Source organism: Affinibrenneria salicis (assembly GCF_008710095.1).
Window position 1 is genome coordinate 18,565 of sequence record NZ_VYKJ01000018.1, and the last position, 20,789, is coordinate 39,353.

At 54.7% G+C, this 20,789-nt stretch carries 19 protein-coding genes; 6 read left to right on the top strand and 13 right to left on the bottom strand.

Annotation, left to right across the window (positions count from 1 at the left end; genetic code table 11):
- Window positions 1-2: 2 nt before the first annotated feature.
- Window positions 3-749 (bottom strand): PP2C family serine/threonine-protein phosphatase, encoded by a 747-nt coding sequence (locus FJU30_RS23865; protein WP_150437505.1) that lies wholly within the window; start codon window positions 747-749, stop codon window positions 3-5.
- A complete protein-coding gene (locus FJU30_RS23870; protein ID WP_223881690.1) occupies window positions 749-1,417 on the bottom strand; it encodes a vWA domain-containing protein in 669 nt (222 codons plus the stop codon). Before FJU30_RS23870 ends, FJU30_RS23865 begins: the two co-directional genes overlap by 1 nt.
- 337 nt (window positions 1,418-1,754) lie before the next feature.
- Here FJU30_RS23870 and FJU30_RS23875 point away from each other — a divergent pair, with 337 nt between their 5' ends.
- Together FJU30_RS23875 and FJU30_RS23880 are read left to right on the top strand one after the other, a co-directional pair.
- A complete protein-coding gene (locus tag FJU30_RS23875) occupies window positions 1,755-2,378 on the top strand; it encodes a LysE family translocator (RefSeq protein WP_150437461.1) in 624 nt (207 codons plus the stop codon).
- 77 nt (window positions 2,379-2,455) lie between these two features.
- Window positions 2,456-2,779 (top strand): isochorismate lyase, encoded by a 324-nt coding sequence (locus FJU30_RS23880; RefSeq protein WP_150437462.1) that lies wholly within the window; start codon window positions 2,456-2,458, stop codon window positions 2,777-2,779.
- 70 nt (window positions 2,780-2,849) lie between these two features.
- Here the strand turns inward: FJU30_RS23880 and FJU30_RS23885 are convergent, their stop codons facing one another.
- Window positions 2,850-3,845, bottom strand: a complete 996-nt coding sequence (locus tag FJU30_RS23885) for a LacI family DNA-binding transcriptional regulator (RefSeq protein WP_150437463.1) — start codon at window positions 3,843-3,845, stop codon at window positions 2,850-2,852.
- Window positions 3,846-4,213: 368 nt separating this feature from the next.
- Here FJU30_RS23885 and FJU30_RS23890 point away from each other — a divergent pair, with 368 nt between their 5' ends.
- The 3 genes from FJU30_RS23890 to FJU30_RS23900 all read left to right on the top strand — a co-directional run bounded on the left by FJU30_RS23890 (window position 4,214) and on the right by FJU30_RS23900 (window position 7,957).
- Window positions 4,214-5,314: an OmpG porin family protein gene (locus FJU30_RS23890; RefSeq protein ID WP_150437506.1), complete on the top strand. Its 1,101-nt coding sequence runs from the start codon at window positions 4,214-4,216 to the stop codon at window positions 5,312-5,314.
- A 95-nt stretch (window positions 5,315-5,409) separates the two neighbouring features.
- Window positions 5,410-6,873, top strand: coding sequence for a family 43 glycosylhydrolase (locus tag FJU30_RS23895; protein WP_150437464.1), 1,464 nt, complete (start codon window positions 5,410-5,412; stop codon window positions 6,871-6,873).
- Between the two features lie 55 nt (window positions 6,874-6,928).
- Entirely contained in the window at window positions 6,929-7,957 is a 1,029-nt protein-coding gene (locus tag FJU30_RS23900) for an OmpG porin family protein (protein ID WP_150437465.1), read from the top strand.
- A gap of 166 nt (window positions 7,958-8,123) precedes the next feature.
- On the opposite strand, the gene FJU30_RS23905 is transcribed toward FJU30_RS23900, so the two are convergent.
- From FJU30_RS23905 to FJU30_RS23945, 10 genes are all read right to left on the bottom strand, one after another.
- Window positions 8,124-8,393 carry an immunity protein TriTu family protein gene (locus FJU30_RS23905; RefSeq protein ID WP_150437466.1) on the bottom strand — a complete coding sequence of 90 codons (270 nt, stop codon included), beginning with the start codon at window positions 8,391-8,393 and terminating at the stop codon, window positions 8,124-8,126.
- A 203-nt stretch (window positions 8,394-8,596) separates the two neighbouring features.
- Window positions 8,597-10,000: a carbohydrate porin gene (locus FJU30_RS23910; RefSeq protein WP_150437467.1), complete on the bottom strand. Its 1,404-nt coding sequence runs from the start codon at window positions 9,998-10,000 to the stop codon at window positions 8,597-8,599.
- A 273-nt stretch (window positions 10,001-10,273) separates the two neighbouring features.
- The gene (locus FJU30_RS23915) at window positions 10,274-11,521 is read right to left on the bottom strand and encodes an oligosaccharide MFS transporter (RefSeq protein ID WP_150437468.1); all 1,248 of its coding nucleotides are present in this window, start codon (window positions 11,519-11,521) and stop codon (window positions 10,274-10,276) included.
- A 203-nt stretch (window positions 11,522-11,724) separates the two neighbouring features.
- A complete protein-coding gene (locus tag FJU30_RS23920; protein WP_150437469.1) occupies window positions 11,725-13,188 on the bottom strand; it encodes a glycoside hydrolase family 32 protein in 1,464 nt (487 codons plus the stop codon).
- A gap of 550 nt (window positions 13,189-13,738) precedes the next feature.
- On the bottom strand, window positions 13,739-13,888 hold the full coding sequence (locus tag FJU30_RS26930; RefSeq protein WP_191091686.1) for a hypothetical protein: 150 nt from the start codon (window positions 13,886-13,888) through the stop codon (window positions 13,739-13,741).
- Between the two features lie 304 nt (window positions 13,889-14,192).
- A complete protein-coding gene (locus tag FJU30_RS23925) occupies window positions 14,193-15,284 on the bottom strand; it encodes an ABC transporter ATP-binding protein (RefSeq protein ID WP_150437470.1) in 1,092 nt (363 codons plus the stop codon).
- A gap of 30 nt (window positions 15,285-15,314) precedes the next feature.
- Window positions 15,315-16,139, bottom strand: a complete 825-nt coding sequence (locus tag FJU30_RS23930) for a carbohydrate ABC transporter permease (RefSeq protein ID WP_150437471.1) — start codon at window positions 16,137-16,139, stop codon at window positions 15,315-15,317.
- Between the two features lie 10 nt (window positions 16,140-16,149).
- A complete protein-coding gene (locus FJU30_RS23935) occupies window positions 16,150-17,025 on the bottom strand; it encodes a carbohydrate ABC transporter permease (protein ID WP_150437472.1) in 876 nt (291 codons plus the stop codon).
- A gap of 9 nt (window positions 17,026-17,034) precedes the next feature.
- Window positions 17,035-18,324, bottom strand: a complete 1,290-nt coding sequence (locus FJU30_RS23940) for an extracellular solute-binding protein (RefSeq protein WP_150437473.1) — start codon at window positions 18,322-18,324, stop codon at window positions 17,035-17,037.
- A gap of 14 nt (window positions 18,325-18,338) precedes the next feature.
- Complete coding sequence (locus tag FJU30_RS23945) at window positions 18,339-19,289, bottom strand: aminoimidazole riboside kinase (protein WP_150437474.1); 951 nt, start codon at window positions 19,287-19,289, stop codon at window positions 18,339-18,341.
- Between the two features lie 255 nt (window positions 19,290-19,544).
- Between FJU30_RS23945 and FJU30_RS23950 the strand changes: the two genes are divergently transcribed.
- Window positions 19,545-20,789, top strand: a complete 1,245-nt coding sequence (locus FJU30_RS23950) for an MFS transporter (protein WP_150437475.1) — start codon at window positions 19,545-19,547, stop codon at window positions 20,787-20,789.

A 20,789-nucleotide genomic window follows, 5' to 3' on the forward strand; every position in this document is an offset into this window, starting at 1 on the left:
AATTACGCATCCCGCAGGCAAATTAAGAGGGTTTTATCATCGCCGGTAATACGGTGTGTTCGGGGATCGGCTAGCGTACTCTGTAGCGCGGCGCTGCCTTCCTCTTCGGAGACCTGGCGCAGATAACGTAAAACCGGCTCGATAAAAGGGGCATATAATGCATCGCAGGCTTTGTTCATGGCGAATGGCTGAACGCCGTCTGAGAGCAAAATGACTTTACCGATCGGCGCATTCACGGGCGTAATGCGCAAATGCGCCTCCCACTGGTCTGAAGTCAGAAACCAGGTTTGGTTGGCATACTCGCCGTTTTCCGGCTGAGAAATAACGCTCTCGCCCTGCGCCGTTTCAATAACCGCGATGCCGTCGCCCAGATGGAAAATATAACCGGCCTGCTCCCCTATCCAGACGGCTACCAGCGTGGAGGCGAACTCGCCCGGCTCGCAACGTTGCTCCATCGCCCGCTCGCTGAGGCTGCGACGAATATCCGTCAGGATTTGCACCGCCGCCGGGCGAACCTGCTCAATAGGCAGATCTTCCGGCATCGCCAGCGCCGCCAGGCGCCGGGTAAACAGACGCGAAACCGTCTGAGCGCCGACTTCGCTATAGCGGGCCGAGCCCGCGCCGTCACAGACCGCCGCGATCAGGCGCCCGACAGGACGGCGAATGGACCAGGCGTCCTGGCAGGGAATATGCCGTTCAAGATGCGCGGCGCCGGTAGCCGATGCCGCATACACCGACCAGGGGCGCATCAAACCGGTACGCTCGCCCAGCTGTCAGTAGAGGGCAACTGCGCGCTGCCGCCCGGGGTGGACTGCGATACCACCTGCATACTGGCGCTCAACCACATGAACAGCTCTTTGAACTGCAGCCCTTTCAACTTCTTCACGCCATTGAGTCCGCTATTGGTGAAACTGCCCATCACCTCCGGCGACGCGCCGTCCACCATAATCGGGAAGACGGCGGTTTTGTTGCCGGCTTCCGCCTGACGGCAGAGCGCCGCGGCGTTCTCCCATGAGTCGGTCGGCAAACCGTCCGACATTAAAAACAGCCAGGGACGGGTATAAGCGACGCCCGCCTGTTTGAAACGCTGCTTTTCCGCTTCAATCTCGGCCAGCGCCAGACTAACGGCCTGCCCCATCGGCGTAGTGCCGTTCGCCCTCAGCTCCGGCGCGTTGAAGTCCATGGCGTCGCACCAGTCGCCGTGCACGGTACACTGGTCGTAGCCGCCGTATTCAATCACCAGAATACGCACCCGCTTTGCGGCGATGACATCATCTTTTAATTCGGCTTCCAGCAATTTCAGCCCGGCATTCAGTTGTTCAATCGGTTCGCCGTCCATACTGCCGGAGCTATCGAGAACCAGAATCAGCGGCGTGCGCTGTTCGCTATTATCTACCAGTGCGACGTCAGGGATCATATAAGGCTCCATATCGATTCGATTACGTACATATACCCCAATAGATTTCGTGCCGCCGGCAAACGAGTCTATTCCGTATCGCCTGCGCTATGACCAATCCGCCAGCCGCTTTTTACCGTCCGGAACGCCGGTCGCCTAAATCTCAATCAGCAGCAGAGACTAGAAGCTAAACCAGGATTGAAAGAGAGGCAATTAAAAATGACCGGTACGGTCTTTCGGCGCCATCCCCGGGGCCTGCAGCCCCTTCCGTATCATTGCTTTATCAGCGTTAGGGTTGTATCTATAGGTCAAAGTTGTATCATTATACTATTACACTAGTTCAACAAGGAGTTTTGCAATGACGGAAATGCTGGTGATGTATGCCATGGCCTCGCTGGCCGTGACGGTGATTCCAGGTCCGACCATGCTGCTGGCGCTGACCAACGGCGCAACAAAAAACAAAAAAGTGATTCTGATGGGCGTAACGGGCGCCGCGCTGTCCGATTTTATTCTGATCGGCATGGTGGCGGTTGGCCTCGGCTCGCTGCTGATGGCCTCGGAGGTTCTGTTCTCATTGGTGAAATGGGTCGGCGTAGCCTATCTCTTCTGGCTTTCCCTGCAGCTATGGCGCTCAAGCCCCGTCGCCCTCGCGCCGCTGAACGACGTCGCGTCGGAACGGCGCGGCGCAGGCCGCGCCTTTATGCGCAGCCTGCTGGTGGCGCTATCGAACCCAAAAGGATTGCTGTTTTTCTCCGCCTTTCTGCCACAGTTTATCGTCGTTGGCCAGCCGCAGCCGCCGCAATATATTGCGTTTGCCTGCACCAGCGTAGCGATCGATGTGGCGATTATGCTGCTTTATGCTTTCGGCGGTATGCAGGCCGCCCGGTTGTTCACGCTGGCGGGCTTAAGGCGGCTTAATCGTGCCTGCGCGGCGATTATGTTTTTTCTGGCCGGCGGGCTGGCGCTATACCGCCGCAGTTGACCCCCGGCGAAAGGGCGCTCTGCGCCCGCAACGCACGCCGACGCGATTCCGGCGTGATTAACTAATAAGGATGAATCATGACCAGCCAGCAAAGTATTGCGCCGTCGCAGTGTGCGAACATGGAGGCGATCAGAAATGAGATTGACGCGATAGATCGACAGGTGATCCGCCTGCTCGCCCGGCGTTTTGACTACGTTAAGGCCGCCGCGCCGTTTAAAAAGAATCCGGACGAGGTGCAGGCGCGGGAACGTTTCACCAGCATGCTGGCGCAGAGGCGCGACTGGGCGACAGACTACGGGCTGGATGCGGAGATGATAGAAAAATTGTACCGCGACCTGGTCGGCTGGTTTATTGCGCAGGAGATGGCGCACTGGTCGGGACAAAACGCGGAACGCGCCTGAGCGCCGCGGCGGATGCAGGCCGCCGGCGCATCGCTGTCCGCCGCGCGGCATTAACGCCGGCGGCCGGTCATCATAGCGAGTTGCGGCGCAGCAGCGGGCTGGCGACGCGGGTGACGTCGCGGCGCTCCAGATGGTTGATGATATGCAGGGTCGACAGCCGGCCAATCTCATAATGCGGCAGTTGCACCGTGGTCAGCGACGGTAAAAACAGATCGCCGATACCCACCAGATTGTCATAACCCAGCACCGCCACATCTTCGGGGATGCGAATGCCTTTGGCCAGCAGCGTCTGGTAGACCAGAAACGCCACCCGGTCGTTGCCGCACACCACCGAATCAAACTGCGGTTTGCCCTGCTGCAGGTAGCGCTCAACGATGGATACCGCATCGAGATAGTATTCATCGCCCAACCGCAGATAATGCTGCCACAGGCTCTGCGGGTCGAGGGAAAATTCGCGCCAGGCGCGCTCCAGCCCCTGACGGCGCCGGGTGGTGGCCAGCCGCTCCTGCGGCAGATGTATGCACAGCGGTTTCCGATAGCCGGCGTTCAGCAGCGCGCACATCCCGTCGTACTGACCCTGCTCGTCGTCCGGGATATAACTGGCCACCCCGCCCTGTTCGCTTTCGCAGTTGGCCAGCACGCACGGCAGATCGAGCAGCTTTGGCGGCACCGGCACCTGACGCAGCCCCATGGTGGTATAGATGATGCCGGCGGGTCGGTGCGACAACAGCAAATCGACGATATCGTCGACGCAGTCGGACATAAACATATTGATCACAAAACTGTTCCAGCCGTGGGCGCGCGCCGTTTCTTCGATCGACAGCGTCATTTCAACGGAGAACGGCGTGGTCACCGTATCCAGCGCCAGCACGCCGATAGTTTTCGGCGTCGCCCTGGCCCCGCGAATTTTTTTCGCAGATAAGTCAGGTACGTAATTCAGCGCTTCAATCGCCTGTTTGACTCGCTGATAGGTTTCCGGCTTCAGACATTGCGGACTGTTAAGCGCCCGCGAGACCGTCATCAAAGATACATTCGCCAGTTTTGCCACGTCTTTTAAAGAAGCCATGCCGTTCCTTTGTTTTCCCGCGGTGATGTGCCATTACGCTTTTCGGGCGGCGGGCGTTAGCGGTATTTGCCGCCCTGCTCATCCCGGACGTTGCCCCGACGGGCCGCGCCTCGCCGGACCACAGGTTCATCGATGCATTATATTCATGCCGGCGACAACAAAATGAAGCGGATTTTAACGATAAATATGATTTTGATCTCAGTTCGCCAATGTTAACGTTAACTATTGTGATTAACATCGGGATTTTACCACTTGTCGTCTTCTGCACTCTCAACACGAAATGTTAACGTTAACTGCCGCGCGACTTATCGTACGGCAGACAGTTATAACGTTGACGAAACCAATAACGACAATGAGACGATATCGTGATGAAAAATACCTGGCTATGTATTTCGCTTGCCTTGCTGGCAGGTCAGGCCGCCGCGGCGACCTCCGCACCGGCCACAGAGGAACAGGAATGGTTGTCTGGCGCGACAGCCTTAAATAAAAATAATAAGGTGACGTCGCTGGGCAGCAGCGCGGCGGATACCGGCGCGGATAATAGCGATCGGGAAGATAATGTGGATATTGCCCGTATATCGCAGGAGCAACAGGCGGTTCACTGGAATACCGTCGATAGCTCGCTCGACGCCGGCGGTCTGCACGGCAATATCGGCAGCAAAATAGAAATAGACGATACCCGCTGGAAGGACAATACGAAAAACGGCGGCAAATTTAAATTAGCGCTGATCCAGGCATGGCTTCGCCATGACGAATTACCGGGCTGGTATTTCGGTTACTGGAATGCGCGTGAAGACAATTATAAAGGTCAATTTTCCAATCAGGATTACGGCAGTACCAACACCATCAACGAAATGTATATCGGCAAAATTAATGAATTTTACCGCGGCAACTGGGGCGTAGAGGTGCTGGGCGGAACGGAAAGCGCCACCAAACGCTGGAAGGCGCGATTAAAGCTGTGGGGAGAAACCCGGCTGACCGATAAATGGTCGGTTTCCGGCTATGTTTTCCGCGAATATCAGCCGCAAAGCAACGACTCGAATAATACCGATCTCGAACACCATTCGATGGAAATGGAGCCGGGAATTCAATATAAAGTGAACCCGGACCTGGGCCTTTGGCTGCGTCCCTATTACTCCTGGGATAAACAAGTGCGCCAGTACTGGGGCAATATTGTTGAGGAGGAATGGAAAGTCACCGCGGGTTTATGGCGCAACTGGTATCCGCTGCTTACCTCTCTTTATGTCGGCTTCGGCAACGACAAAATCTATAACGACGCGAATAAATCGGAAGTATTTTACAACGGCAAATACCATTTTATTGGCGCGACCGCCAGCTATCCTATTGTTGATAACCTGCGACTGTATGGCGAATTTAAAGCGCAATTCACTAAATCGCACGGCCAATGGGCTAACGACGGCCACTCCTGGAACCCATTCACTGTGGTCGGTATCGAATACAGCTTCTGATGTTATTCGCTCACGATGAAAAATAAATACCCTGCGTAAGAGAGATCACCATGACTGTATCTGAAAAAATAACCGCGGCCATTTTAATGTTTTGTATGACCTCACTCAATATCGCCTGTTCGACGCCGGCGAACAGCGAACAAACGCCGCCGGCGCCCGCGCATAGCGCAACGCCGGAACACAGCGAAGTCAGCGCGTTTTTCCCCCGGGTGCCGGGATCGTATATCGGCGACCCGATGCCTTTTTCCGAGGGCGGCCTCTTTTATATATTCCATCTTAATGATATCCGCGGCGGTAAAGATCTGGGCGTGCACGCCTGGCACCTGCTGACCAGCCAGAATTTATATAATTATCAAAATCTGGGCGAAGTGATTCCCTATGTTAACGATCTAAACAGCCCGGAGTTGTTATTAGGCACCGGCTCCGTGATTAAAGTCGGCGAGGTTTATCACGCCTGGTACACGTCGCATAATCAGAATGTTTTCCCGACCGAATCGATTATGCATGCCACCAGCACCGACATGCGCCACTGGACCAAACATCCGCAGGATACCTTCCGGCCGGGGGCCGACTACCGGGCCAATGATTTCCGCGATCCGCACGTGGTCTATATTGCGGAAGAAAACCGCTACTGGATGCTGATTACCACCCGACAGAACGGCGCCGGCGTAATAGCCAAATATACCTCAACCGATCTGAAAAACTGGCAGGACGAAGGCGTATTGTTCCGCAACGACACCACCAGCAGCGATGCGAATCTGGAATGCCCGACGCTGGTCAAATTCAATAACCGCTGGTATCTCAGCTTCAGCGATCAGTGGCCGCATCGTCTGACGCAGTACCGGGTGGCTGAATCGCCCAACGGTCCGTTCGTCAAACTGGATAAATTCTACTTCGACGGCGCCGGCATGTACGCCGGGAAATTGGTTGAGCATAACCATCGCCTGTTTGTGTTTGGCTGGGTGCCCACCAAAGGCGGGGAAGACAATAAAGGCGTTATCGACTGGGCCGGCAATCTGGTCGCCCATGAATTAACCGCCGCGCCCAACGGCGAATTAAACAGCGTCATACCGCGGGAAATCGTCGACGTTTTGCAGCAGAAAGCGCCGCAGGACGGCCCGCTGCAACCGCTGGCGCGGGAAAACTTCACCGCCGCGTTCGGGCCGGTCAGCAGCCAGGTCTTTTCACCGTTAAGCGGCACCGTCGAGATCAGCGGCACGCTGCGCGTCAACGGCGATGGCGCGATTTTCAGCTTCGGCATGGACGGCGATAAACCGCAGGACGCGCCGCTGAACGTGGTGTTTAACAAAAAAACCGACAAAGTCCTGTTCTACACCGCCGCCATCAACGCATTGCCGAGCAGCAAAGCGGAAGTCGGCGTTCGCACGCCCTTATCCGACGCGATAAAGCTGAGGATCATTATTGAGGGATCGGTCGCCGTGTTCTACATCAACGACACCATGGCCTTCAGTACCCGGATGTACCACATCAACGACAGAAAGTGGGCGATCGGCGGCAGCGACGTGGATACCAGCGAGTTGCGTATTCGCCATTTTTAATGACCGGACCTCTGTTTCTCACAATATTGCGATAGCCATCGCAAGGGAATGACTTATGAAAACACGTATCTCTAACACACTGGCGCTGATCGCGATTGCCCTGTTGCCGGCTGCCGGCCACGGCGCGATGGATATTACGCGCGACGATAACGGCAATGTCGTGGATGTTTATCCCTGGTCCTATCAGAATGAAGAAATTATGTGGACCACCACCCGCTCGTCGTACCCGCACGGCGGCAAGGTGCACGGCAATATTAAAAGCAAACTGGAAATTAGCGATTCCAACTGGAAAAACAGCGCCGGACACAACGGCGCAAATAATTTCGTGCTGTCGCAGGCGGTCTTGCGTCAGGATAACCTGCCCGGCTGGTATCTGGCGTTTTATAACGCGCGGGAAACCGAGTATCAGGGCGGTTTCGACAACCAGCGCTACGACCGGCAGACACAGCGCACGCAGCTGATTTTCGGTTATGAACATCAATTCGCGCGCGGCACTCTTGGCGCGGAAATACTGGGCGGCAGCGAATCGTTGAATGAACGCTGGCAGACGCGCTATAAACTCTACGGCACCTGGCGGATAGCCGAACGGTTATCCACCTTTGGCTACCTGTATCAGGATCTGCAGCATAAGCGTTCGTCCGGCGCGGACTATATTAATGATACCGATGTCTTCACCACGGAAATCGAACCCGGCATCCAGTATATCATTAGCGATGATACCGGCGTCTGGCTACGCAGCCGCTATATGGAAGGCAAGATGGAGCGTAAGCAGTGGGGCAATATCAACGACCAGGAGTGGACCACCCGCATCGGCGTCTGGCATAACTGGGATAATGGATTAACCACCACGCTGCACAGCGGCATCGGCCACTATCGTAAATATAATGCGCGTAAGGATGACGGCGAGGTCTTCCAGAATACGCGCTATAAATATATCGCGCTGGGCGCCGACTACCCGATCAGTAAACGATTCAACATTGCCGGCGAAGTGAAAGGCGCGGACGAAAAACAGGCCGGCAGTTGGGTCACCAACGGCAAGGCGATCAATATGTATTACATGCTGTCGGTCGATTTTAATTTCTGATCATCGACTGAAATAGAGCAGCGAGGGCCGCGTGCGGTCTGACTGCGCGGCGCGCCGGCGTTACGGCCGCCGCGCAGCCTGGCCCGCACGGGGTGAAAGCCCGGTAAGGGCGATAAGGATTTATGCGACGGATGCCGGCTTACCCTTCCGGGATGCGGCATCCGGCTTAATCCTCCGCCAGAACAGCGATAAACATATTGAAACAGGCGATAATTTCGGCCATATCCAACAACGTTCGGCGTTCATCCAGAATATATTGACCGGACGCCACATCAATGATCTCCATCATACAGCTACCGTCGTCCCACAACGTGAAGCGCGCAATGTCAGACTCATTTTCAATATCGACCACCAGGCTTTGGGTAAAATCGTTTTTGTGTATTTTAACCGCGTAGTCGCCGCGAGCTAATATCTCATCTTTTATTTGTTCCAGCATTATTGACTGCCTGTCAGCCTGCGGCCGCCGCCGCTACAAGCCGCCGCCAGCGCCTGAGACAAAAAAACATCCGCAGCCCGACGGGCGGCGGATTGATGACGCGGTGAACCTGTCGTTTGCGCCGCCTTGCGGCGAAACGGGATGATACGCCGGATACCGCCCGCGGCGCTCAATCCCCGCCAGCCAGATCGGCGCGACGGAGATTAGAATAGATATTTAAATCTGGCGCGCAAGCCATAACGTTCATCATTTTCCCCGCTGACCAGTTGGTTGCCGTTGTCTTTCTGCAGCCAGGATGTATAAGCGCCCAGATACAGATTGAAGTTCTTCATATCGAAGATATTTGGAATGAGGTAAGACGCATGCAGCGTGTGGATATCATATTTGCCTGGATTATTCAGCGGCTCGTTGAGATCGACATTCGCGCCGCTCAGGTTAAACTCCTTGATATTATTATGGGCGAAAATATAGCCCAGTTCGAAACGACGCCACAACACGTTAGCGCCAAGGGTCAAATCCTGTTCGTCCGTCGCGTCCAAATAGGCGCTACTGAGATTGATCTGCACCCCATTTTCCGGATCGGTCGCCAGACTATTCCAGCCGACGGTGGCCCCATAGCCAGTACGCTTCGACTGATCGCGCCACTCCCCGGCGGTATTGTAATAGCCATAGGCGTTACTCACCACATTGCTCTCCATCGCCACGGCGACAGACAGATTTTCCCCCTTCCATGCGACGACGGGGCGCACATAGATCGCATTTTTCTTGTTTTCCAGCGCATTACCGTGGTATTCGCCGCCGGAATAAAGCGATGAACCCTCTTCGAATAATGTATTGACCTCCAGATACCAGTCGCCCAGGTATTTGCTCAACATGATGTTGCCGCCATCGCTGCTGCGCCCGCGCCCCTCTTTCATCATATAAATGTAGCCATAGCCATCGGCATACAGGTCGTTCGCGGTATTGCCCGAGTATTCGATGAACGTATCCTGGTTGAGCGGAAACATATCCCAGGCCTCGAAGCGTCCAATCTTCGCCTGCCAGTTCTTTTCATTGCCAAAGAAGAAGGCGGCGTCATCAAGACCCATATTCCCGTTCATATTGGCCAGCGGCTGAACGCTGAACCCGGCATAATTACCGTTATCCTGACGACGATAACCGTCCAGACCAATCAGGATTCGGCCGTTCACATCCCAGCGTTCGGTCGAGCCTGGCTTCCAGTTTTTGTTATCTGCACGGGTTTTTACCGATGTCAGTTGACCGGAACGACTGGCGGCATCAACGTTAAATTCAACGTCCCCGTACAATTTTAAATCCCCGAAGCCATTTAACGTTAGCGTGGGCGCCGGCCGGGAAGGCGCGCCGGCCGTGACGCCGGTCGATGCGCCTCCGGTCGGAGATAACGCGTTCGGCGCGGCCTGCGGCGATAGCGGGGCGAAGCGTTGTTTCATCTGCCGCACTTCATTTTCGGCAGCGGTCGCCCGCTGCTCGGTCATTTTTAACCGCTGCTCCAGCAGCGCCAGACGTTCTTCAACGCTGGCGGCCTGGGCCTGAACGGCGCCGGTAACAAACAGACCAAGGCTAATGGCTACGGGAATTAATTTCATCGTATTGTTCCTTTTTTATAAAAAAGTTTAACCGTGACGGTGGTGCAAAAATCGGTGAATTAACGACTGTGCGTGGTCAATACTTCTTGTCTTACCGGCCATTTTTATTATTTTCGTTGTATTAACATCACTCATTTAATAACGGGTAAGCGATATCCCCCTTAATAAATATGATTACCGGCAAATAGCCTTCCGCCGCTCTAATTATTCGTGGCGTGTGCGACAAGACCGACATGCAGGCAACAAATCTGATGCCGTCCCAAAGCAATCTGCCTAATCAGATAACGACGCGGCTTCCTTTTTAACCAGCTGCGTTTTTTTCCCTCGATCCCCGATAAGGAAAATCATGGCAAAAAACATAAAGAACAAAACGACGCTGCCAAGAATATAAAACGAGTATTGATGGCCTAATTTGTCATAGAGAATGCCGATAAACGAAGACAGGGTAATCACCCCGATAGAACCGGAGATCTGAAAACCGATCAGAAACACGCTGGCTGAAAATCGACGATCGAAATTAATAGAGATATATTTAAAAACAGAGACAAGAATAATTGATATTTCAAAGGCATGGAAAAGCTTCATTCCAGAGATAAGGACAATCGAAGTAAAGTAGCCAGATAACAAAATACGGCTGGCGGAGAAGAATGCGGCCAGTACCATGGATCGTTTGGCGCCCAGCGCATTGACCAAAAACGGCGCGCTGACCATCACTGCGGCCTCCAGGAAAACCTGCAGCGATCCCAGATAGCCATACATCTTGTAGCCTTCATTTATATCAATGAACTGATGAGTATAAAAAACGGGGAAGAGTTGCTGATCATACACATTGTACAGACTGTAAGTGCCAAAAACGTAGATAATAAAAAACCAGAACTTACTCATTTTAAAAATAGAAAACTGTTCCCTGAAGGTTAATTTTTCGACCTCCTTTTCATAGGTCACACTGACATCGGGTTTAAACAGCACGTTGACCAGCATAAAACCCAGTCCGGATAATGAAATGCACCAGAAGTTTAAGTGCGGGTTGACCGCAATGAATTCCCCCGCAATAAAGGCGACGATCGCGGCCGACAGGCTGCCCCACATCCGCGCGGCGCCGAACTCAAATTTGTAAATCCGGCTAAGCCGATCCACATAGGAATCCACTAATCCCATACCGGAAAAAAATCCGGCGCTGAGATAAATACTGCCGACAAGCGTCCCCAGATAAAAAGAGCTCTTCAGCATCGGCTCATAGATATAAATAAAAAAGGGGCCGGATCCGATAATCACGATACTCTGAAAAAAAAGCAGATGTTTTTTAATCCCCAGCCGATCCTGACCGATACCGTAAAGTAACATGAAAACCAGCGCGACCAGCGCATTCATGGCATACACAAACCCGGTTTGTGTCGCATTCAGGTTAATTTTAGAGCTCAACCAGATAGCATAAAAGGTGGTGGCGAAACTGATTGCCGCATAGAAAAATATGCAATAACCAGATGCGGCCCAGTATTTCTGATTCTTTACATATGACATGATATGCCTCTGTAGGGTTGTGATATTTTTATACCTGGATTTTATAAAACAGAACCCGACCTACTTATTAAAAATAACAATACAGTTCCATCCTCAATAGAGAAGGCGTTGCGCTCTATCGAGGAATAGATTTACCTATCAGCATGCTGTAGAACAAACACAGAATGTTAATAACTGTAGAGTTCACCTGGTTTTATTTAAAATTACCGCTGAGTCAATAACCGAATATTACTGACCTCGATATTGCCGTCAAACGCAAAGAAACTCCAGTTTGCGCCCTTCAGATTGTAGATACGCGTCGTCAACGCCACTGAATTATCCACATACAAAGTACAGTTATCGCCATCAGCCAACAGACACAGATGTAAACTGCGCACGTCGCTCATTCTATAAGGACGCTCCAGCTCAATGGCAAAGGGCTTATCGCCATCGACATACCATTGATTGACGCCTTTGACCCTGCGCGGCCACATATCGAATACGATGCGATTATAAAAAGGCTCTACACGGAAATAGTACCCATCCGCATAATCGGCATCCTGGCGAATTCCGATACCGAAATTTCGAATGCCCGAACTGAAAGCGATATCCGCCTGCAGCATAAATTGGTCAGGTAGCTCGCAAAACGGCAATATTGTTTTTTTATCCTGTGCGAATAAACGCCAGGGCGTATTGGCGTCAAAATTTTCAAGGGGTGTGACCAACTTTTGCGGTTGAGAAAAACCGGCATGAATAGCTGGCGGGATCCCAACAAATAAGCGCCCGTCCGCCTGTGGAAACAGTTTATGCATGACCAGATCGCCGCCCCATTCCCACTGACCGTAATCGTTGTTCCCACGTTTGGAAGGCACCCAGGCGAATGCCCAGCGTTCCCCGTTGGCTTCCGCAGTCTTCGCCGCATAAAACCCGCGGCCATCGAAGGAATCTTCCGGCGGAGCAATCCACGGCCCGGTGGGCGAGCGGGACATGCGATAATGCGTGACAAAGCGTTCGCTGAACGTGGAATAAACCAGATACCACCAGTTGCCCATTTTAAATAAATCGGGGCATTCGTGCGTCAGATAAGCCTGGGGATCATAGAAGGGTTCACAAACCTCCCAACTCCATAAATCTTTCGAACGGCATAAGCCAATGCAACCGCCATTTTTTTGGCTGGTCCCCTGCTGACGCGCGGCCAATAGCATATTGTAACAACCGTCCTCTTCGCTGTAATAGACAAAAGGATCGCGCCAGTCAAAGACCTCATATAAACGTTCATCGGCGCCAAACGCCGTTTCGTAATGCTTTTCCCAGTGAATAAGATCATGACTGGTTGCATGCATAATGTATTGCATCGGTTTGCCGTCACGGCAATATTTCGGATTATCGCAATTCACTGCGGTATAGAACAGATGAAACAACCCATCCGGCCCTTCCAATACGTTTCCCGTATAACAGCTCAGATCAATATCATCAATCCCGCCGGGAGGCAGAACCACGCCCTTATCTTCAATGTCCGTGCCATCAGTGGTCACCAAAAGATTCCAGGATGTCCCGAATCCATAATCATCCTCGGTTTTTCCTTTGCGTTCATCATGTAAATAATAAAGATAAAATTTATTATCGTGACCAAATGGGATCAAATCCCCGATCCAGGCGTTATCGGGTTTGTAATAAACGTCTTTCATGGTTTATTTCCTCTATACTCGTCATATTTCAGGTTACCGATGCGCAGGCCTTATTACTCTCTCCCCAGCGGATTTCACCCTGGTGATTTGGGGTATAAAATTAATTAACGGCACGGTATAGCAACCCTCTCAACAGCGAATGCGATAATGGGTCAGATTCAACATCAGTAATATGATAACGTTAACTTACAAGAAGAATAGGCGTCTTAAGGTCGCCTTGCGGTGTTAATCACAATGTTAACGTTAACTTTTAATTTTTTGTGAAGAAATGCACATAATTCATAGCTAATCCGCTGTGGTTACATAATCAGGACCGACATGGCACGGTATGTAATAAACACACTGGCATGAAGAATATGGCGTTCGCCAGACAGGGCAAGGCGCATGCGGCGTCCGGCCGGTCGGCTTTCCCCCCGACGCGTGCCCGCCAGGCGCAACGGCGGCCGCCTCTGCCGCGGCGCGCGCCCGGTTCATTATCCCCGGGTCTTGTCAGATTAAAACCGTGGGATATGCCCGCCAGTTCCGGCGCGGGAGAACCGCTCATCCCGTATCAAATTAGCGCCCTCAGCAGAGCGCGCAGAAAGTTACGCAACTGCGTAGACAGAGACAGGTCGCGATTGGAAAAAAACAGATACAACATGGCCGCCAGCGTAACCGCAATGATTAGCGTCGCGCGGTATTTTATGATCGTCTTCATCATCAGGCCTGCCGCCGCCAGAGATCTCCGTTTAAATAACGTCGCACATTGATGTTTCACGTCTCATCGTGCGAGACCAGTACTGGTGGGATGTCACGTCCTGCCGGTGTAGCGCTATTATGCGAAGCTATTTAGCGTGAAGCGGACCATCAACCGCTTACGCAAACCCCAAATGCCTCACCAGGCGATCGCCCGAACGCCGCAGCCGATTAGCATTCATCCCCTGCCCGCAATATCAACGCGCGCGAACGCGCCGCCACGATGCCGCCTGAACCAGCCCGTCCCCGGGCTGGCGCAGCGCCTGCGCTTAATGATTGAGCGCCAGGCTATTGCCGAGATGGTCGAACAAATAGCAGTCGGCGCGGTTAAAACCAAACTCGGCCGGCTGATGTTTTTCCGGCAGTCGGGAGGATTTCACTTCGCAGATCACTTCCCCCTCACCGGGCGCGCGCGCATGAACATAGCTGGTGCCGCCCAGCAGTTCAATGGCCGTCACCGTTACCGGCAGCGACAGCTCGCGGCTGCCATCGGCGGCCATATGCTCGGGGCGAACGCCCAGCGTCACAAACGGCAGATCGTGCGGCAAGGACTCGCGCGTTTGCAGGGTCAGCTGCTGTCCGTCCAGCGTCTGGAGCAGCAGATTAACGCCGTCGCGGCGCAACAGCTTCAGCGGAATAAAATTCATCTTCGGCGAGCCGATAAAACCGGCGACGAACTGGTTAACCGGATGATGATAAAGCTCCAGCGGCGTGCCGATCTGCTCCACCCGGCCGGCGCGCAGCACCACAATGCGATCCGCCATGGTCATCGCTTCCACCTGATCGTGCGTCACGTAAATCATGGTGCTTTTCAGTTTTTCGTGCAGGCTGGCGATCTCCAGCCGCATCTGCACCCGCAGTTCTGCATCCAGATTGGACAGCGGTTCATCGAACAGAAAAACGTGCGGGTTGCGCACGATCGCCCGACCGATCGCCACGCGCTGGCGCTGACCGCCGGACAGCTGTTTCGGCTTACGATCCAGCAGAGTTTCCAACTGCAGGATCTGGGCGGCATTATCCACCTTGCGCACAATTTCCGCTTTGGCGACGCCGGCCACCTTCAGGCCTACGCTCATATTTTCGCGCACCGTCATATGCGGGTAGAGCGCATATGACTGAAAGACCATGGCGATGCCGCGTTCGGCCGGCGGCAACGTATTGACCCGCCGGGTGTCGATATAGATATCGCCGTCGCCGATCTCGTCCAGCCCGGCGATCAGCCGCAGTAAGGTGGATTTGCCGCAGCCCGACGGGCCGACAAACACCACGAATTCGCCATCCTTAATATCCATACTGATATCGTGCAGAATGGGGTTATTATCGAATGATTTATGTACACTTTTCAGAGTTAGACTTGACATGACGCTTCCTTCATACGTGTCGCCACAGGATTATCCTTTCACCGCCGAGCCGGTAATACTGGCGATAAAGTGACGCTGCACCAGCAGAAAGAACAGAATGACCGGTACGGCCATCATTACCGCGAAGGCCATAATGTTGCCCCAGTACAGCTGATTGCTGCCGAAGTAGGCCGACATCGCCACCGACAGCGGGCGAACTTCCGGCCCGCGCGTCACCATGATCGGCCACAGATAGCTATTCCAGCTGGCGAGAAACTGCAGCGTGGCCACCGTGACGAACACCGGTTTGGACAGCGGCAGCCCCACGTTCAGCCAGGTGCGAAACAGACTGAAGCCGTCCACGCGCGCCGCATCGATCAGATCGCGCGGGATTTTGCTAAAGAACTGGTAGAAAAGAAAAATGTAAAACGCGTTCGCCACGCAGGGGATAATCTGCACCAGATACGTATCGAGAATGCCCACCCGGCTGACGATAAACAGCTGCGACAGCACCAGCGTTTCGCCCGGGATCGCCAGCAGCGCCACAATCAACAGCAGCAGCACGCCGCGGCGCTTGCCCTGCCCCCAGGCCAGCGCAAATGCGGCGGCGGAATTGATCAGCAGCGACAGCGCCAGGGTCACCGCGGTAATCAGCACCGTGTTGAAAATATAGCGACCGAAGGGGTGCGTGGTATCGGCCAGAATGGCGGCGTAATTATCCAGCGAGAAATGCTGCGGAATAAAAGCGCGCCAGCCGCCCATGCTGCGCAGAATATCGGTATTATCCGGGTTCAGGCTGATGGTCACCATCATCATCAACGGCACCGCGATGATCAGGGCAAGCGTGCTGATTAACAGGTATTTGATCAGTTGCATACGGCCACCATTATTTTTCGCTCATCAGTTTTTTCTGCGCCAGGCCGAGCATAACCACCGCACAGAAGAACACCACCGACACGGCGGAGGCGAAGCCTATACGCTGTGACGAAAACCCGTTGCTGAACATGTACTGAATAATGGTCGAGGTCGCGCCATTCGGTCCGCCGGCCGTCAGAATATTCACCTGGGTAAACAGGCTGAAGGCGCCGATGGTGGTAATGATCACCGCGAAAATATGGGTATTGCGCAGGCCGGGAAAGGTGATATAGCGGAACTGCTGCCAGCGGCTGAAACCGTCGATCGCCGCCACTTCATACAGCGTTTTGGGAATTTCCTGCAGACCCGCCAGGTAGATCAGCATCTGAAACGGGAAAGAGGCCCAGATCGACAGCGCGATAATCGCATAGAGCGCATAGCGCGGATCGCCGAGCCAGTCTTTTACCTGCGTCGAACCGCTTAGCCCGGCCCACAGGCCGTTGAACAGACCATCCGGCGTTTGCAGCATCACCGACCAGATGGCGGCGATCACCGTCATCGGGATCAGCAGCGGCATGATGATGATGCTGCGAAACAGCGTCATACCGCGCAGTTTGCTGTTGAGCAGCATGGCGGCGCCCAGCGACAGCGACAGCTGCAGCGGGATGACGATCAGCGCGAAGTGCAGCGTGTTTTTCACCGCCTGCCAGAACTCGGGATCGGTGAAAATACGCTGGTAATTGGCCAGCCCAATCCATGCGGTGGGGATGGGTCGCGGCATCAGCCGTTCGTTGGTAAAGGAAAAGGCGATCGAACAGATAAACGGAATAATCACAAACGCCGCCAGCAGCAACAACGCGGGCAACAGCATGGCGTATTCAGGAACAATATGACGTAGCTTTTTCATATTGCGGCCTCACTTAGCAACGGAATTCAGCGGGACCCCGTTAAACGGCGGGTAACCCATGTTGTCGTCGATATCCCGATCGATGGCGTCGGCCGCGCGCTTCAGCGCCCTGGCCGTATCGGCGCCCTGCATACTGTTCTTAAACGCCTTGCCGAACTCGCTGGAAATGACCGGATAAGCCGGGTGAACCGGCCGCACCAGCGCTATGTGGCTGGCCTGCTGCGTCAGCATGTTTAGCGCGCCGCCTTCGGCGTAGATCGGCATCAACGCAATGGCCGCCCGTCGCGCCGGAACGTAGCCGGTCAATTCACAGTAGGTTTTAATCTGCTGCGGCGAAAACAGGTGATTCAGGAACAGCGACACTTCCTTGTGTTTAGTGGTGGAGACCGGCACCGCCCAGCCCCAGCTGCCGTTCGGCGACCAGGCGCGCGGCCCGATGCGCGGCGCAGGGATCAGCACCAGGTCGTCGCCCAGCGCCTCATGGTAGGTATCCCACATCCAGTTGCCCACCCAGGATAAGGCCGCCGTCTTATCGCCGAAGAACCGGTTATCGCCGGCCGTGGCCGGCACCAGCCAGCCCTTGAGCTGCCACGCCTTCAGCTTGTCGACCGCGGCGATAGTCGCCGGGCCGTCGATGGTGCCGCCCGCGCGCCAGCTCTGCTGGTCGATCAAATCGCCGCCGGCGGAGCGAATAAACGGGTAGTAGCCGTAGGTCAGCCATTCGCCGGTGTAGTTAAGTTTAAAATCCAGCGGCCACTTTACTCCCGGCAGCGCGGCCAGCTTTTCCATCGCCGCCGTCAACTGGTCATAGTCCCAGGCCTGATCCAGCCGGGTCGGGATCGGAATGCCGGCGGCGTCGAGATACTTTTTATTGCCCCACAGCACCACCGATGAATCCCCCTGGCTCAACATATAGATATGCGAATCCGGGCCGTAAGTGCCCTGGGCAATCACGCCGGCGAGAAAATCCTGCCGCACCTCCGGCCCGATAAAGCGATCGACGGGCTGCAGCATGCCGGACCACACATAGCTGGCCATATTGGGGCCGTCGATCATCACCAGATCCGGCAAATCATTCGACATCCATGCGGCCTGCAGCGCATCGTTATAGCCGGGGATCGGTTTGATATCGACCGAGATCCCCTGCGCGGCGTAAAGCTGGTTAAAGGATTTTTCCAGTTGGGCAAAATAGGGGCGCTCCGGCGCCCCGTCGATCACCCAGGCGGTGATCCGTTCGGCAAACGCGACGGCCGGCGCGGCCAGACAGATCGCCAGCGCAATACGGGTAAAGACCTTCATATCGCCTCCTGTGTTTACAACCTTTCCGTTTCCGCCGCCGCCAGATAGCGGATCAGCGTATCCCGGTGAGGCAGCGCCGTCATCGCGCCTTTCGACGTGGTGGCCAACGCGCCGCAGGCCTGCGCCTGGGCGATCACCGTCGCCAGATTCGTCTCATCGCGCCAGCCCGCGCCGCTTTCGCTCAGCGCGGCCAGCAGACCGGCGACAAACGCATCGCCGGCGCCGGTGGTGTCCACCGCGCGCACCGGGCGCGCCGGGTAAAACGTCATCTGGCCCGGCCGCCCGGCCCAGGCCCCCGCCTTGCCCTGCGTCACTACCAGCAACGAAGGGCTGATTTCGGCGCACAGCGCCGTCATCGCCTGGCCGACGTCATCAATCTGCATAATCAGCGTTAGTTCGTCTTCGGACAGTTTCACCACGTCGGCCAGCGCCAGCGCCTGCTTAACGCAGGTCCGCATCTGAGCGCGATCGGGCCACAGATCGTCGCGCAGATTGGCGTCGAAGCTGAGCCAGCCGCCGGCCTGCCCGATCGCCGCCATCGCCTGCAGCGTGGCGGAGCGCGACGGTTCCGCCGCCAGCGCGATGGAGCAACAGTGCAGCCATTCGCCGGCGGAAAAACGCGGCAGGTCGCCGGGTTCGAGGAACAGATCCGCGCCCGGCCGCACCATAAAGGTAAATTGTCGCTCCCCTTCCTCATTCAGGGTCACCAGTACGATGGAGGTTCGATGTTGCGCATCGTAATGCAGAAAAGCGGTATCGACGTATTCCTGCTGCAGCACCTCCTGCAGGCGGTGGCCGAAAGGCTCATCGCCCACCCGGCCGATAAAAGCGCTGTTGCCGCCCAGCCGGGCGATGCCCACGGCGACATTGGCCGGCGCGCCGCCCGGACAGGGCAATAAACGCTGCATATCGTCAGCAAACAGATCAATTACCGCATCGCCTAATACCCAGACTTTACTCGCCATGCTCACCTCAATAAAAACTTAATAATCAAAAAGATGGAAGACCGCGCCGTCGCGCATAATTTAGCGGAAAAGGCTGCGGCGATCGCTTCAGACAGGATTGGGAATCGCTCTTGACGGGAATGTAGCGGGTTGCAGATCAAAATAAAATGTTAACGTTAACTTTCATGATTAACATCACATTCCAGCAACGATCCGCTTTAGTTTCGCTGTAGTTAACGTTAACAATCTGTCATCGACCTGTCAGGAGTGACGCTGATGAACGCGGAAACCAGAAAAACCTATATATTGCTAAGTAGTTTATTCTTCTTCTTTTTCTTTACCTGGTCCTCGACCTGCTCGCTGTTATCCATCTGGCTCAATCAGTATGTCAACCTGAAGGCCACCGATACCGGCATCATCTTCGCGGCGATTTCGCTGGTCTCGTTCTGTTCGCAGCCGCTGTACGGCTATATCCAGGACAAACTGGGGCTGGGCAAACATCAGCTGTGGTTCATTGCTATTCTGCTGGTGTGCAGCGGCCCGTTTTTTATGTGGTTCGCCGATCTTCTGCGCTTTAATATTTATCTCGGCGGCATCGCCGGCGGGTTATACATCGGCGCCACGTTTAACGGCGGCATCGGCCTGCTTGAAGCCTACATCGAGCGCTTCTGCCGGCTGAAGAGCATCGAATACGGCCGGGCCAGAATGTGGGGCTCGCTGGGCTGGGCGGTCGCCACCTTCTTCGCCGGCATCAACTTCAACATCAACCCGCTGTATAATTTCGCGCTCGCCACCCTGTCCGGCGGCCTGTTTCTGCTCTGTCTGAGTCTGGTGCGCATCGTTAAAGACAATGCGATGAATCAGCTGCAGTTCGGCAACCCGGATAAAATTACCCTGAACGACGCGCTGGGGCTGCTGCGCCTGCAGCGTTTCTGGGCGCTGGTGATCTTTGTGGTCGGCACCTGCATCTACGGCGTATACGACCAGCAGTTTCCGGTCTATTTCTCCTCGCAGTTCCCGGATCTGCACGCGGGCAACAGTATGTACGGCTACCTGAACTCGCTGCAGGTGTTTCTTGAGGCCGGCGGTATGTTTCTCGCCCCGTGGCTGGTTAACCGCATCGGCGCCAAAAATGGTCTGCTGCTGGCCAGCGGCATCATGGCGCTGCGCGTAATCGGCTCCGGACTGGTCAGCGGCGTGCCGCTCATCTCGATGATGAAGCTGATGCACGCAGTCGAGTTACCGATCCTGTTGATTTCTCTGTTTAAATATAACAGTCTGAATTTTGATAAACGTTTGTCGTCAACGATTTACCTGGTAGGCTTTACCTGCATCAGTTCCGTAGTCAGCAGCCTGCTGTCTCCGCTGGCTGGTTACGGCTATGAGCTGTTTGGCTTCGCCCGCACCTATCTGTTGATGGGCAGCATGGTGCTGGTCACGACGCTGGTTTCCTGCTTCCTGCTGGAATCCGATAAAACGGCTCGTCTTTCCCCAACCTTGACTCTGCGCACAATAAAGTGA